This window comes from Amycolatopsis sp. (assembly GCF_025464955.1).
Taxonomy (GTDB): Bacteria; Actinomycetota; Actinomycetes; order Mycobacteriales; family Pseudonocardiaceae; genus Amycolatopsis.
Genome location: NZ_JAODNM010000145.1, coordinates 13959 through 26750, shown reverse-complemented (window position 1 = coordinate 26750; position 12792 = coordinate 13959). Strand labels below are relative to the sequence as shown.

Sequence of the window (12792 nt, the reverse complement as noted above, 5' to 3'; positions counted from 1 at the left end):
GGGGCCTCGGATATGGGTCTGTGACTTCCGCGGTCGGTTGAACTGCGATCCGACCTCCGGTTCGCGGTGCTGAGCTTCAGACAGCGTCGGCGGCCTGGGCGGCGTCGCACTGCCTCAGCAGGGGATCGGCGAGTGAGACCGCATCCACCTTTCTGCATTGTGGGCGGGTCATGGGCGTCGGGGTTCCTCCACCTACCCGGCCTGGTGGGCGGTGTTCTCGACCCAGTGGGTGAACAGGTCCAGGTCGCCTGAAACCTGCAGGCTGTCGTCCAGCCCGGCGGAGACCGACCGACGCCTGGTCAGCACAAGCAGCAACGTGGTCGCCGGTCCGCGGACCGTGACGTCCGCCGTGCCGTGGCGATGCTGCCAGGTCGCTCCCTCAGTGCCGCGTTCGACGAACCACTCGCCAGCCTCGCCGAGATTCGGCTCATCGCTGGCGTGCAGGTGCAAGGTCTGCCCCTTGCCACGAAGCGCTTCAGCGGAGTCCGGCCGCTGAGCGGCCCATCCCGGCGAGGTCATCATCGCCAGGTGGTCGGTGATCGCGTCGGCGGCGAGTTCGGCGTCGAGCTGGTAGGCCACGCCGGCGGTGGCGGCCGCGTCGGCGCGGTGAATGATCGTCTCGCACAGTATCCGGCGCAGCCAAAACCGTGTCCCCGACCGAGCGTCACCCGCCGGGTTCCACACCGGCGCGTCGACACCAGCATCGGCGCATGCCGCAGCTAGCAGCGATGCACCCTCGGCCAGCCATGACGCCCATGCGTCCTGGTCGGCGGGCAGGGCGGCGAACGACGTAGGCAGCTGCGACGGGTCGGACACCCGTTTCTCCACGATCGAGGCAACCCAATGCTGTGTCTGACCGAGATGCTCGACAAGCTTGCTCAAGGTCCACTCCGGGCACGTCGGCACCGGCGCATCGACCGCAGCGCGGCGGGCGGTCTCAGCGAACTGCGCGGTCTGATCCACCAATGCCTGCCCGTACCGCTGCATCGCCAGCTCGATCATCGCCCGCAACCTCTCATCTCGTGGTGAAGTTGTGGTCAGTAGATCAGGCGCTTCCGCGCGGTGAAAGTCATCGCTTAAGCAGCGAGAACGTCCGTAAGGGAACGTACATCGTGATCTTGGTCCGTTGCAGCAGTCGACCTCGCGACACGCTGGCCAGGACTGTCTCAGATTCCCGGTACGGTGAAAATCTCAATGAGGGTGGCCAAGCGTCGCGTCGACCAACCCCGCTATCACGGGCACGCGAGAAGGAACGGGTCCAGATCTTGCGCTGTCTGCGATTGTCGTAGATTTTGTCCGCGCGGAGCTCGGCGCGGCCCTTGGTGAGCTGTTGGAGTTGCGCGGTCAGGTGCTCGATGCGGATTAGCTGTTCGGCTTCGCGAGCGGTGGCTGGCGCCGTGTTCTGTTGGGTGATCGTGGCGAAGCGGTCACCCAGGTCACGGCAAGAGCCCTGGCTGATCTGATTGCGGTCGACCTGTGCCTCGCGGGCCAACGCAGCCTTGCTGAGCAAACCGGGACGGACGACAGACGGAGTGCCGCCGAGCATGCGGACCATAGCGGCGACAACGGCTTTGCGAGTCGGATTTGTCTCCGTTGGCAGGCGTCCACCCAGACCCTGCTCAGGGCCATCCAGGTGCTGCGCCTGGAGCACACGGCGTCACAGGCCGACATCAGGGTTCTCAACCAGCAGCTCGTGGCTGCGCGTGACGGAAGGGCACTCGGCCTCTACTCGCTCCCGCCTCTGTCATGACCGACCGCCGCGGGCGGCGGCACCCACGCCGTGTGCTCGCTGCCGCAAGGGCGAGTCAAGCACGTTGGGATGAGCCAGGTGCGCGACCCCGGAGACCCCCGAGACCCTGCCGTCGGTGTCGCACGAGCACCCGTCATGCGCGGTGGGCGTCGATCCAGGTGCGAACGTCGCCGCTGCGGATGTACACATCGGGGTAGCCCGCCACTGCGCAGCCGTAGCCCCACGAGGCGATGCCTTCCAGCGTCGCCGTGTCGCCCCTGACGGCGACAGGGGGCCGCCGTCATCACCTTGGCAGCGGTCCTTGCCGCCTTCGGCTTCGGCGGCGCAGATCATGCTGCCGTCCACACCGTCGTACTGGGCGCGGCGCTGCGCATGACATCGGCCGCGTCGACGAACTGCTCGCGGCGAGTCCGGTGCCCGGGCCTGACGAGGTGACCGCGGTGTTCTGGCGGGCCTGCCATGGAGGTCAGCGCCGCATGGTCGAGCACCTCCTGTACGGGGTGCGGACATCAACGGGGTCCCCGGCTATGCCCAGCACACGGCGGTCGACTTCGCGGCTGAGCCGGACACGCGCCGGGCGCTGCTGCGCGATTGGCTGCTCGGTCCTGTCGCACCCTTCAGCGCTGAGCCGCCGGGGTTCCCGCGCCGGCAGCACAGCAACCTGAGGTCTTGCTCGCAGCGCGGCGCGGGGCGGAGACTGGGTTCGTGGACAAGCAAGCCGTTCATGACGACCTGGACCGCGCGTACGCGACGTTTCGCCTGCTCCTCGACGGGGCCGGCGAGGCGGACCTGCGCCGGGCGTCGAACGGCACCCGCTGGACCAACCAGCAGCTGCTGTTTCACATGCTGCTCGGCTACCTGATCATGCAGGCCCTGCTCAGGGTGGTCCGGCTGTTCGGGCGCCTCCCGTCAGGCGCCAGCCGCGCCTACGCCCAGGTGCTCAACGCCGCGACCCGCCCGTTCGACGCCGTGAACTACGCCGGTTCCTGCCTCGGTGGACGGATCCTGGGCGAGCGTCGGATGATAGCGATGTTCGGTCGTGCGGTCGCGTCGCTGCATCGCCGGCTGGACACCGAGACCGACGCCGACCTCGCCCGGGGTATGCATTACCCCGACCGGTGGGACCCGTTCTTCGGGGAATTCATGACCCTCGCCGACATCTACCGCTTCCCCACCCAGCACTTCGACTTCCACCGCCGCCAGCTCACCCTGAGCGCCACGAGCCAACCGGACGACACGTAGCCGGGGCTCACGCCTAGCCGTCCGCGGCCATGTCGTCGCGGGCTCGGCGGACTGCGTGCCGCAGCAGCGCGGGGTCGGGTGTTCCGGTGATTCCGGTGTCGGTCCGGTAGACGCGACACGCCAACGCCGGCACCTGGCTGGGATCGGCGAAGGGATCCACGCCGTCGATCGTGATCGTCGGGGAGCCGGCGAAACCGAGATCCTCGGCGTGGTCCTGGCTGGTGACCACGACAGCGACCACCGGAGTCGTGGTGAGCCCGAGTTCATCCAGGGCGTGTCGCGCCAGGTTCGCGGTCGGCGTCTCATTCGGGCAGTCCGGGACAACGAGTAGCCGAACCTCCATCGCGGGTGGCCTTTCTGTCTCGCTTGCGGTGTGTGGTCAGCAGCAGTCGTCTCCGCGCCAGGCGTCGATGCCTTCGCGCACCGCGAGCGCGGCGATCCCCAGCCCGACAACCGGGTCGAGCCACCACCAGCCCAGCACGGTGTTGGCGAGCAGGCCGAGGAGGACCGCGGCGGCGAGGTAGGCGCACAGCAGGTTCTGGGTGCCCTCGCCGCTGGTCGCGCCGGACTCCAGGCGCGTGCCGAGGCGTTTCTTCGCGACACCGAGCAGGGGCATGACGATCAGGCTGGCGATCGACAGTCCGATCCCCAGCCAGCTCGTGGTGGCGTGCTCCGCGGAGATCAGGGTGGTGACCGCGTCGTAGGCGATATAGGGAGCGAGCAGGAAGAAGGTCACCGCAACCGCCTTCTGCGCCCTCGCCTCCGAGGTCTCCGAGAGTGTCCTGGTGCCGGTGAACCGCCAGATGACGATGACGCTGGCAAGGCCCTCGATCACCGAGTCCAACCCGAACCCCAGCAGCGCCACGGACCCGGCCAGGACCGCGGCGGTGATCGCGACCGCGCCCTCGGCAGCCATGTAGGCCAGCGACAGCCACGACAGCAGCCGGACGCGCCCGGCCGTGCGATGCCAGCCGGCGTCACGCTCCACCGTCGCCGGCGGCGAGCAGCACCCGTCGGCGCACTCGTCGACGTCGGTGGTGCGGATCTCCTGCGTCGGGGAGTGCTCGCCGGGGCTCATGACTCGGTCACGTCGTCGCAGCCGTAGGTCGGGCACAACGCGACGGCGTTGCCGGTGGCGCCCAGCACGGTCTCGGCGGCGGCGAGCAGGTCGATCAGCGCGGGCTGGGTCAGCCGGAACAGCGATGCTCGCCCGAGGGGTTCGGAGGTGACCAGGCCGCAGTCGCGCAGGCACGCCAGGTGCTTGGACACGGTGGACTGCGCCAGCCCGAGTGTGTCGACCACGTCGACCACCCGCGCCGGGGCGGTGGCCAGACGGCGCAGGATCGCCAGCCGACTCGGATCGCCCAGCGAACGGAACAACGCCGCCGCCGGCTCGAGCTCCGTACGCCTCACCACGACATCGGGCGCTGTCATCGTCATAAGGCGATGCTAACGGGGTGGTGCCCGGTGCGGCCAGGGCGGGCCGACCGCAGGGAGGTGGCACGGCCGCCAGCTGGCGAAGAGAATCTACTATTCTACGCAGTAGATACGTAGATGGAGGAGTTCATGGGCCGACCACCTCTCCGCTGGGCAGCGTTCGGCGTCGCCGCGCTGCTGACGCTCACGGCGTGCAGCACCGGCGCCGACGCGGTGTCGCAGGGATCGACGTTCTCGTTCGTCTCACCGGGCGGGAAGACGAAGATCTTCTACGACCCGCCCGCCACCCGCGGGCCCGCGCCGGACCTGGCCGGCGAGGACCTGCTGCGGCAGGGTACGCAGATCGGGCTGCGCGACTACCCGGGCAAGGTCGTCGTGCTCAACATCTGGGGTTCCTGGTGCGGCCCGTGCCGGGCGGAGATGCCCGAACTGCAACGGGTCTACGACCACACCAAGGCCTCCGGGGTGCAACTACTGGGCATCGATGTCCGCGACGACGTCCGCAGCGCACCGGTGGACTTCGTGCGCTACATCGGCGTCACCTATCCCTCGATCTACGACCCGCCCGGCCGGTCGCTGCTGAGCCTGAAGGGCTACCCGCGCAACATCGTGCCGTCGACCATCGTCCTGGACCGCGCGCACCGGGTGTCGGCGATCTTCCTCATGCCGCTGCTCGACTCCGACCTCGAACCTGTGGTGCGGCGCCTCGCTGCCGAACCGCCGGTCGCCGGAACGGCCCCGTGAACCGGACCGCCTAGACAATCGCTACCAGGGCGGTATCACAGGTCGACGACGAGTCGTGGACTGCGTGAGCGAGACACACAGGGGTAGATCAGGTCGGTCCGGTCGCGCTGGCCGGCGGGCAGCACGTCGTCGCGGTGCTCGGGGGTGCCGGCCAGGACGCGGACTTCGCAGCTGCCGCAGAACCCCTGCTCGCACGACGACGGCGCGCCGGGGACGACGTCGCGGATCACGGCCAGGAGGCTGCGATCAGCCGGAACCGGCAATACCTGGCCGCTGCGTGCGAGCTCGACCTCGAACACCGCAGCCGGCGGGTGCTGCTGTGTCCCGGCTGCCGGGGATAGCAGTGGGCCGAAGCGTTCGACGTGCAGGTGACGGTCGGGGAAATCCGCGGCGATGGTTCGTTCGAGGGCGGCGATGAGCGGCTCCGGCCCGCAGCAGTACACCGCCGCGCCACTCTGTGTGTCGTTGAGGGCCGCCACCAGATCGGGGAGTCCGTCGGTGTCCTGGGGCACCAGGTGAACGCGCCCGGGTGTCAGGGAGAGGAGTTCGTCGGTGAACGCCATGCTGTCTCGGGACCGTCCGCCGTAGACGAGCCGCCACGGCATGCCGGCGTCCTCGACGCGGCGGATCATCGGCAGCAGCGCGGTGATCCCGATGCCACCGGCGACGAAAAGGTAGGAGCCGGCCAGGACGAGCGGGAACGTATTGCGCGGTCCTCGCGCGGCGATCGTCTGCCCGGCGTGGAGCTGGTGCACTTCGGTGGAACCGCCGCGCCCGCCGGGGACTCGCAGCACCCCGACACGGTAGTGGCCGCGGTCAGCGGGGTCGCCGCACAGCGAGTACTGGCGAGCCTTTCCCGACGGCAGCACGAGATCGACGTGCGCACCGGGTTCCCAAGCGGGCAGGTGTCCGCCGTCGACAGCGGACACAGTGACGGCGAGGACGTCGTCGGCGGCCCAGCGTAGTTCGGTGACACGGACCCGCTGGTCGCTCGGCGGCGCCGGGGACTCGGCGAGTGCGATGTCGCTTGTGGACGGTGGGGGTGCCGGTGGTGTCGTGGTCGTGGCGTGGCGGCCGCGCAGCAGGCGGTAGGTGCCCAGGAACGTCAAGGCGCCGCCGAGCACCAGCGCTGTCGCGCGGGTGGCGGTGGTGTCGGTCCCGGCGGTCAGGGCGTGCACGGTGACCAGGATGAACACCGCGAACGCCACCCGGTGCACCGATCTCCACCAGGCCGCAGGGATACGTGCCTTGAGCAGAGAGGTGACCAGGACCGCCGCGAGCAGGTAGAACGCGGTCACGCCCCACGCCACCGCACCCGGCCGGTAGCTCGAGGTGAAGGGCACCAGTACTTGCAGCGGGCCGATGTCCACCCACTGGTCGGCGAACAGGGTGAGCAGGTGGGTGGTGAGGAAGACCGCAGAGAGGATCGAGAGAAACCGGTGGAGGTCCAGCAGCCGCGCGGGGGTTGCTCTCGGACCCAGGATTCGGCTGGAGAGCAGCATTCCGTGGGCGATGGTGGCGCTGGAGATCCACCAGGCGGTCAGTCCGCTGGCGCGGGCGATGTACCACCAAAGCTTGGGGTCCAACACTCAAACCTTTCCATCGGTCCCACCCGGTGGGCCGTTCCGTCGTACATCGTCAGGATCGCGGCGACGCTGTGGGTCTCCAGCAACGCTGACCCGGGCTCGAGCCCGGCTATCAGTGCCGCTTTGGCGAGGATCTCCGCCCACTGGGCATGGGCGGCCACGACGGTGACCGCGGCCACCGCGCTCGTCGACGGGGCCCCGGTGCGCGGGTCGATCAGGTGGTGGACCTCGTCGCCGCCCCGGCGCCACCGTCGGCGTAGCCGGGTGGAGGTGGCCACGGCCCCGCCTGCCAGGGACACGTGGGCGAGGTCGTGGTGCGGTGCGGTTTCGTCGCTGATCGCGACGACCCAGCCGCCCGCTACCGGTGGCATTCCGGCGACGCGGACATCTCCGCCGAGGTTGACGCACACACCTTCGGCTCCTCGCGCGACGACGTCGTCGGCGAGCAGGTCTGCGGCGTATCCCTTGCCGATTCCGCCGAGGTCGAGCCGGACCTCTGGCGGGAGCCGGGCTCGGCGACCGGTGATGTCGATGCCTGCGCATCCCGGTGAGGGCGTCGTTGTTGCGGGTCCGGCGGGTCCGGTGTGCGGGAGAGTCTCGAAACTGCCGGTGTAGCCCGCATTCTCCAACGCGGTCAGGACGGTGGGGTCGTACAGGCCGCCGGTCAGTTCCCAGGCCTGCACCGCGCGGCGCAGCACCGACACCGTCACCGGACTCAGCCGTACCCACCGGCCCGATGCGGTGTTCAGGCGGCTGATCTCGCTGTCCGGGCGGAACCGTGACCAGCGTGACTCCAGCTCGCCCAACCGCGCGCGGGCGTACTCGAGAAGGCCGGGCGGTCCACCGACGACGATGAGGTGGGCGGTGGAGCCCATGACGGGGAAGTGGGCTTCAGCTGCCATTGCTGCGCGTCATCGGCTGCCCCGCCGGCGTCGGAACAGTCGACGGCGCGGGGCCGGGGGTGGACGCCGACGAACCCGAGGAGGAGGAACACCCACTGCCGGCAGAACGAGTCACCGGGCTTGCGGTGGTCTGCACGGCGGTGGGAACCGCGGCACCCACTGGGGACACACTGGTCTGGGCGACTGCCGGTGGGCTGAGGGCGGCCAGCAGCGCCGTCACCAGAGCGACCCCGGACAGGGTCGCACTGGCGATGACCACCTTGACCGCGGTCTTGCGGTCCTGGCCCGCGGCGTCGTCGGTCACCGTCACTTGTCGCCCGTGCCCGTACCCATGTCGCGTTGGCAACATCCGGTTGTGCCGTCGCCGGTGCCCATGTCATCCCCGCGTCGTGCGGTGGGGGTGGAGGTGGGCGCCACAGTGGGAGTCGCGGCAGGAGTCGATACCGAGGTGTTGGCGGGTTGGGAGGAGCCGCCGTCGGCCAAGGCCGTCGCGGCGACAGCGACCGCCACGGCGACGACGGCGACACCACCGGCGACCGCGAGCGCGGTGCGGCGCCCGATCTTCCCGGCGATCCGAGCGAATGCGGACATGGATGTGCCAGCCTTTCATTGAAGGGTTGCTACGGCCACTGCGATTGCCTGTGGCCGGTCAACGCCACCCGTTCATGTGCCGGGCGCTGAAAGTCCTGCCGTGAATCTGATCTCGGGTGCGCGGTTTACATCCCGCCCATCATTCCCATGCCGGCCTTGGCGGTACCGGGTGCGGCGGGGGCCGGCGTCGGGGTGCCGGTGGCAGGCGGGGTGTTCATCGTGTTCGGCATCGCGGCTGTTCCCGCGCCCATGGTGTTGCCCTGGGCCATGTTCATGCCGTCTTGCATGCCCATGCGCATGGCTTCGAGCTGCATCTGCATCTCCATATCCATGCTGGGGTCCGCACTCGGCGTCGACGATGCGGTGGGGGTCGTTGGTGTTGTGGTGGATGTCTTCGCGGTGTCGGCGGCGGGAGTGGAGGGGGCCGCGTCGGCGAGTGCGGCGGTGGCGACACCGATGGAGATTCCGATGACCGCGATCCCGCCGGCGATGGCGAGGGTGGCGCGGTGTCCAAGCTGTGCGAGACCCATGAGTTCATCTCTTTCTGTTCGAAGGCAGGGTGATGTGAAGCGCGCGACAGGAGACGTCGGCGCGGCACGCGTGGCGCGACGATGGTGGTGTGCAGGGAGTTTCGTGAGTGCCGCGTGACCGCGGCGCGAGTGTGGCGGCTAGTGCAGTGCGGCCGTGGCGTGGTCGGCTCTGAGTTGGTCGAGCTCGGCGCGCAGCTGCTCGATCTGCTGCGGGCTCTGGCTGTCGGCGGTCGCGGTGTTCTTGTTCCGGCCGCGCATCATGATCCACATCATGGCGCCCATGCCGATCGGACAGGCTGCTCTGGCAAGCCCGAAGATGAGCGACTGCACGGGTTTCTCCTCGCTGGCTGGTAGCACCGCCATCATGATCTACTAACTACGTACGTACATAGTAGATCATGATGGCGGTGAGCGCACGCCCTCTTACCTTCCGCGTAGGGCGGCGCCTACGAGCGCCGGGAACGTTCCTGGACGTGCTTGCCCAGCGCGCGCCGGAGCTTGCGTTCGGAGAGCCGACCGAAGGAGAAGGGTTCACCGTCCACGAGCACGCCGGGCGCGAACAGCACACCCGCCGTCGTCGCCAAGCGCTGCCCGTCCTCGCCGGCCAGGTCAATCTCGGTGATCTGCAACGGATACTCCGTCCCCAGCCGGTCAAGGACCGTCTTGGCGTGGTCGCAGAAGCCGCAGTCGTCCTGGGTCAGCAGTGTGATCTCGACGGGCTGGGTCACGGTTTGCGTTCCGCGGTCAGGTCGGTGAGCATCTTCGGCGTCGGCAGGAACATCGTGTAGTCGGGCGCGCCGCCGTAGTCCGCCCGCCAGCGGATCGTGCCGTCGGGGCCGACCAGGACGAAGCTGTGGCCGTCGCGCATGTCGCCCATCATCCCGAACTTGTTCGCGCTGTAGGCCTGCGAGACTCCCATCGTCGGGTCCGAGAGGACCGTGGTGGACAGCTTCTCGTCGCTGACCTTCTGCGCGATCAGGTTGGCCGGGTCGGTGGTGATCGAGACGACCTCGTCCACCCCCGCGCTCGTCAGTGCGGCCTGGTTCTTCTCCAGATCCTTGATCTGGTCCCAGCACGGCTGACACGACAGGCCTTCTTGGAAGTACAGCAGGACACTCTTGCCGCCGAAGGAGGTCGAGGCGACCTGGGCACCACTAGACGACGTCAGGGTGAACGCCGGTGCGGCGGTCCCGGCACCGGGCTGGCCGGACACATGCTTGAACCCGCTCCCGCCGGTTGCGCTGTCCTTACTGCCCTGCGAGTTCTGGTAGATCAGGAACAACGCGACCAGTGCGACGACGACGATCGCGATCACGCCGATCATCCGCGACCGCGAGGGTCCGCTCGATCCACCGCGCGCCCGCGCCACGGCGCTCGCGCCGCCCTGGGGCCGTTGCGCCCGGCCGGCGCTGCCTCCTTTTCCCGCGGTGGGGCGTTTCGTTGCGGTTTTACCGCTGGTCTTGCTCACGTCGGTTCTCCTCGACGATGTCGGTGGTGGTGGAAGTGGTGTCGTCCGCGTCGGCGCAGCACGCCGACGCGGCAGGAGTCGAGGGTGTCTTGGGGCGCAGCGCGCGCCGGATGAGCAGGACGAACACCAGCAGCAGGACGACCAGCAGACCCCAGCCCGGGATGAAGGACAGGGTGTTGAGGGAGACGCTGGCGATGTGCTGCAGCCAGGCGCTCAACGCGGTCTGCCAGCCTCCGCTGGGCATACCGGGCCCAGTGAACGCCAGGATCACCGCGAGCACGCCCATGGCGACCATCAGTGCCCCGCTGACCGCGCTGCCCAGCGCCATCTGCCGCTGCCACCGGCCGAGGCGGACGCGCACGGTGCGGTCGGTGAGCAGCCGGGTCGCGCGCTCGCGGCGTTTGTCCCACAGCAGTGCGATCAACGCCAGCGGCGTCACCATCCCGGCCACATAGGCCGCGCCGATCGCCAACGCGACCGGGAAGGACGCGGCCGCCCCGGAGAGCACCGCGACTCCGGCCAGGACAGGGGCACAGCACGCACTGGCCGCACCGGAGAACGCGCCGAGCACGTAGGCCGAGCCGAAGCTGCCCTCCTTCACCGTGCGCCCGCCGGGCATCGGCAGGTTCGGCTTCCAGCCAGCCAGCGTCGCCACCCCGGCGGCGATCATCAGGGCGCCGCCGATGAAGAAGATCCAGAGGTGCTGGGTGAGCAGCAGGCTGCTCAGGAAGGTCGCACCCAGTCCGATCGGCAGGATGATCGTCGCGACGCCGGCGCCGAAGATCAGAGTCGCGGGGACGACTCCGCCACGGTGGCGGAACCCGGTGGAGAGGTAGGCGGGCAGCATGACCGACACGCAGCATGGAGCCAGCAGGGCGACGACGCCGCCGAGGAACGATGCCAGCAGTGTCGTTCCGACCAGTACGTCACCCATGGCGGCCGCTCTCCGTCGTCCGTGCGCGCATGAACACCCTTTCCTGCTACATCCGGTTGATGGGGCTGTCGTCGGCTACTATCTACGATGTCCGTACGTAGATAGTAGCTTGTTGGCGTGTGAGGTCGACGTTCATCGCCGAGTCGGCGCGCGACCAGCGGGGACGGGGCTGAATTGGCGGGCCACGTACCCTGTGAAGCAACCAAGGAGTGGAGGGAATGCGCGTGCGCGGGTTCGGGGATCTCGAAGCGGTGATCATGGACCGGCTCTGGGATCGTGACGGCAAGACGACGGTCCGCGACGTGTTCGAGGACCTGCTCCAGGGCCGCGACATCGCCTACACCACGGTGATGTCCACGATGGACAACCTGCACCGCAAGGGCTGGCTGGACCGCGAGCGCCACGGCAAGGCGTTCGCCTACTGGCCCATCCTGAACCGCGAGCAGTACAGCGCACGCCTGATGCGCGACGCGCTCGACGCCGGAGGCAACTCCGGCGCGGTGCTGACCCACCTCGTCGAGCAGATGACCGACGAGGAGTCCGCCACCCTGCGCGCAGCACTGGCCCGCCTGACCTCCAAAGGCACGCGATGAGCGTCGCCGCCTGCCTCGTGCTCTACACCTTCGTCATCGCCGTCCTCGGACCCCGCCTGCTGCTCCGGCTGACCCACGCCGGGGTGGCCCCGCGGCTCGGGGTGGCCACGTGGCTGGCCGCGATCGGAAGCGTCGCCGCGTCCTGGGTGGTCGCCGCCGGGTTCCTCGCCGCCGAACTCCTGCAGGACTGGAACAGGCCAGGCCAGATCGCGAGCGCCTGCTTCGCGGCACTGCGCTTTGTCGCCTCCGGCGGTTCCGGGCTGGTCCTGCAGATCGTGCTGCTCACGCTGACCGCCAGCGCGATTGCGGCACTGGCCAGCCTGGCCTGGCGGCTCGCCCAGTCCCTGACCCACGCACGGACACACACCCACCGCCACGCCCGCCACGCCCGCATCGTCGGACGCCGCGTCGCCGGGCTGGACGCCGTCGTACTCGACGCCCCCGAACGCGCCGCCTACTGCGTCGCCGGGCGACCGCACACCATCGTGGTCACCAGCGCCACCCTCGACGCCCTCGACGAGGACCACCTCGGCGCGGTACTCGCCCACGAACGCGCCCACCTCGCCGGGCACCACCACCAGATCCTCGCGGTCACCCGGGCCCTCGCGACAGCACTGCCCCGGGTGGAGCTGTTCACCACCGGCGCGGCCGAGATCGCCCGGCTGCTGGAAATGTGCGCCGACGACACCGCCGCCCGCAGCCACAGCCCGGGCACCCTGCTCGGGGCGTTGCTCGCGCTGTCCGGGTGCGCACCGCTCCCCCGCGGCGCACTCGGCGCGACCGGAGTGGACGTACTGGCCCGCGCCGAACGCCTCGTCACACCGACTCCCCGCCGCGACCGGCTGCGGACGCGGCTGCTGCTGAGCGCGGCCGCGCTCCTGGTCGTCGGCGGGCCGCTGCTCACCGGCGTGCTGGCGCTTAGTGGCCTCGCACTGTGCAACCCCGCGGCGAGCTGAGCGCACTGCGACAGCCTCGCGGTAGTCCCCAGCTCGCGACCGGAACTGGCACGCGGCCA

The 12792-nt window shown here is 69.4% G+C and carries 20 protein-coding genes; 4 read left to right on the top strand and 16 right to left on the bottom strand.

Going from position 1 to position 12792, the window contains the following annotated elements; genetic code table 11:
* Positions 1–192: 192 nt before the first annotated feature.
* The 4 genes from JWQ81_RS37405 to JWQ81_RS37390 form a co-directional block, all read right to left on the bottom strand.
* The gene (locus tag JWQ81_RS37405; RefSeq protein ID WP_297549235.1) at positions 193–1002 is read right to left on the bottom strand and encodes a maleylpyruvate isomerase family mycothiol-dependent enzyme; all 810 of its coding nucleotides are present in this window, start codon (positions 1000–1002) and stop codon (positions 193–195) included.
* A 67-nt stretch (positions 1003–1069) separates the two neighbouring features.
* On the bottom strand, positions 1070–1555 hold the full coding sequence (locus JWQ81_RS37400; protein WP_297549233.1) for a hypothetical protein: 486 nt from the start codon (positions 1553–1555) through the stop codon (positions 1070–1072).
* A gap of 328 nt (positions 1556–1883) precedes the next feature.
* Positions 1884–1982: a hypothetical protein gene (locus JWQ81_RS37395; protein ID WP_297549239.1), complete on the bottom strand. Its 99-nt coding sequence runs from the start codon at positions 1980–1982 to the stop codon at positions 1884–1886.
* Between the two features lie 97 nt (positions 1983–2079).
* Positions 2080–2238: a hypothetical protein gene (locus JWQ81_RS37390; protein WP_297549231.1), complete on the bottom strand. Its 159-nt coding sequence runs from the start codon at positions 2236–2238 to the stop codon at positions 2080–2082.
* A gap of 217 nt (positions 2239–2455) precedes the next feature.
* Here JWQ81_RS37390 and JWQ81_RS37385 point away from each other — a divergent pair, with 217 nt between their 5' ends.
* Positions 2456–2992, top strand: coding sequence for a DinB family protein (locus tag JWQ81_RS37385; protein WP_297549229.1), 537 nt, complete (start codon positions 2456–2458; stop codon positions 2990–2992).
* Between the two features lie 13 nt (positions 2993–3005).
* Here the strand turns inward: JWQ81_RS37385 and JWQ81_RS37380 are convergent, their stop codons facing one another.
* Genes JWQ81_RS37380 through JWQ81_RS37370 form a run of 3 tightly spaced genes read right to left on the bottom strand, consistent with a single transcriptional unit; the run spans position 3006 to position 4432 of the window.
* Entirely contained in the window at positions 3006–3335 is a 330-nt protein-coding gene (locus tag JWQ81_RS37380; RefSeq protein ID WP_297549227.1) for a hypothetical protein, read from the bottom strand.
* 36 nt (positions 3336–3371) lie between these two features.
* Complete coding sequence (locus JWQ81_RS37375) at positions 3372–4070, bottom strand: cation transporter (RefSeq protein ID WP_297549225.1); 699 nt, start codon at positions 4068–4070, stop codon at positions 3372–3374.
* Entirely contained in the window at positions 4067–4432 is a 366-nt protein-coding gene (locus JWQ81_RS37370) for a metalloregulator ArsR/SmtB family transcription factor (RefSeq protein WP_297549223.1), read from the bottom strand. The genes JWQ81_RS37375 and JWQ81_RS37370 overlap by 4 nt, the downstream gene beginning before the upstream one ends.
* Positions 4433–4558: 126 nt before the next feature.
* Here JWQ81_RS37370 and JWQ81_RS37365 point away from each other — a divergent pair, with 126 nt between their 5' ends.
* Positions 4559–5173: a TlpA disulfide reductase family protein gene (locus JWQ81_RS37365; RefSeq protein ID WP_297549221.1), complete on the top strand. Its 615-nt coding sequence runs from the start codon at positions 4559–4561 to the stop codon at positions 5171–5173.
* 35 nt (positions 5174–5208) lie between these two features.
* Here the strand turns inward: JWQ81_RS37365 and JWQ81_RS37360 are convergent, their stop codons facing one another.
* The 9 genes from JWQ81_RS37360 to JWQ81_RS37320 form a co-directional block, all read right to left on the bottom strand.
* A complete protein-coding gene (locus JWQ81_RS37360; RefSeq protein ID WP_297549220.1) occupies positions 5209–6759 on the bottom strand; it encodes a 2Fe-2S iron-sulfur cluster-binding protein in 1551 nt (516 codons plus the stop codon).
* On the bottom strand, positions 6714–7661 hold the full coding sequence (locus JWQ81_RS37355; RefSeq protein WP_297549218.1) for an FAD:protein FMN transferase: 948 nt from the start codon (positions 7659–7661) through the stop codon (positions 6714–6716). The genes JWQ81_RS37360 and JWQ81_RS37355 overlap by 46 nt, the downstream gene beginning before the upstream one ends.
* The gene (locus JWQ81_RS37350) at positions 7651–7971 is read right to left on the bottom strand and encodes a hypothetical protein (protein ID WP_297549216.1); all 321 of its coding nucleotides are present in this window, start codon (positions 7969–7971) and stop codon (positions 7651–7653) included. The genes JWQ81_RS37355 and JWQ81_RS37350 overlap by 11 nt, the downstream gene beginning before the upstream one ends.
* Positions 7968–8252, bottom strand: coding sequence for a hypothetical protein (locus JWQ81_RS37345; protein ID WP_297549214.1), 285 nt, complete (start codon positions 8250–8252; stop codon positions 7968–7970). Before JWQ81_RS37345 ends, JWQ81_RS37350 begins: the two co-directional genes overlap by 4 nt.
* Positions 8253–8377: 125 nt before the next feature.
* Positions 8378–8782, bottom strand: coding sequence for a hypothetical protein (locus JWQ81_RS37340; protein ID WP_297549212.1), 405 nt, complete (start codon positions 8780–8782; stop codon positions 8378–8380).
* A 138-nt stretch (positions 8783–8920) separates the two neighbouring features.
* Positions 8921–9112 (bottom strand): hypothetical protein, encoded by a 192-nt coding sequence (locus JWQ81_RS37335; protein WP_297549210.1) that lies wholly within the window; start codon positions 9110–9112, stop codon positions 8921–8923.
* A 116-nt stretch (positions 9113–9228) separates the two neighbouring features.
* The gene (locus JWQ81_RS37330; protein ID WP_297549208.1) at positions 9229–9510 is read right to left on the bottom strand and encodes a glutaredoxin family protein; all 282 of its coding nucleotides are present in this window, start codon (positions 9508–9510) and stop codon (positions 9229–9231) included.
* Complete coding sequence (locus tag JWQ81_RS37325) at positions 9507–10250, bottom strand: peroxiredoxin (RefSeq protein ID WP_297549206.1); 744 nt, start codon at positions 10248–10250, stop codon at positions 9507–9509. The genes JWQ81_RS37330 and JWQ81_RS37325 overlap by 4 nt, the downstream gene beginning before the upstream one ends.
* Entirely contained in the window at positions 10231–11184 is a 954-nt protein-coding gene (locus JWQ81_RS37320) for a cytochrome c biogenesis CcdA family protein (protein ID WP_297549204.1), read from the bottom strand. The genes JWQ81_RS37325 and JWQ81_RS37320 overlap by 20 nt, the downstream gene beginning before the upstream one ends.
* Positions 11185–11402: 218 nt before the next feature.
* On the opposite strand from JWQ81_RS37320, the gene JWQ81_RS37315 reads away from it, so the two are divergent.
* Both JWQ81_RS37315 and JWQ81_RS37310 read left to right on the top strand, forming a co-directional pair.
* Positions 11403–11777: a BlaI/MecI/CopY family transcriptional regulator gene (locus tag JWQ81_RS37315; RefSeq protein ID WP_297549202.1), complete on the top strand. Its 375-nt coding sequence runs from the start codon at positions 11403–11405 to the stop codon at positions 11775–11777.
* On the top strand, positions 11774–12733 hold the full coding sequence (locus JWQ81_RS37310; RefSeq protein ID WP_297549200.1) for a M56 family metallopeptidase: 960 nt from the start codon (positions 11774–11776) through the stop codon (positions 12731–12733). Before JWQ81_RS37315 ends, JWQ81_RS37310 begins: the two co-directional genes overlap by 4 nt.
* Positions 12734–12792: the final 59 nt, after the last annotated feature.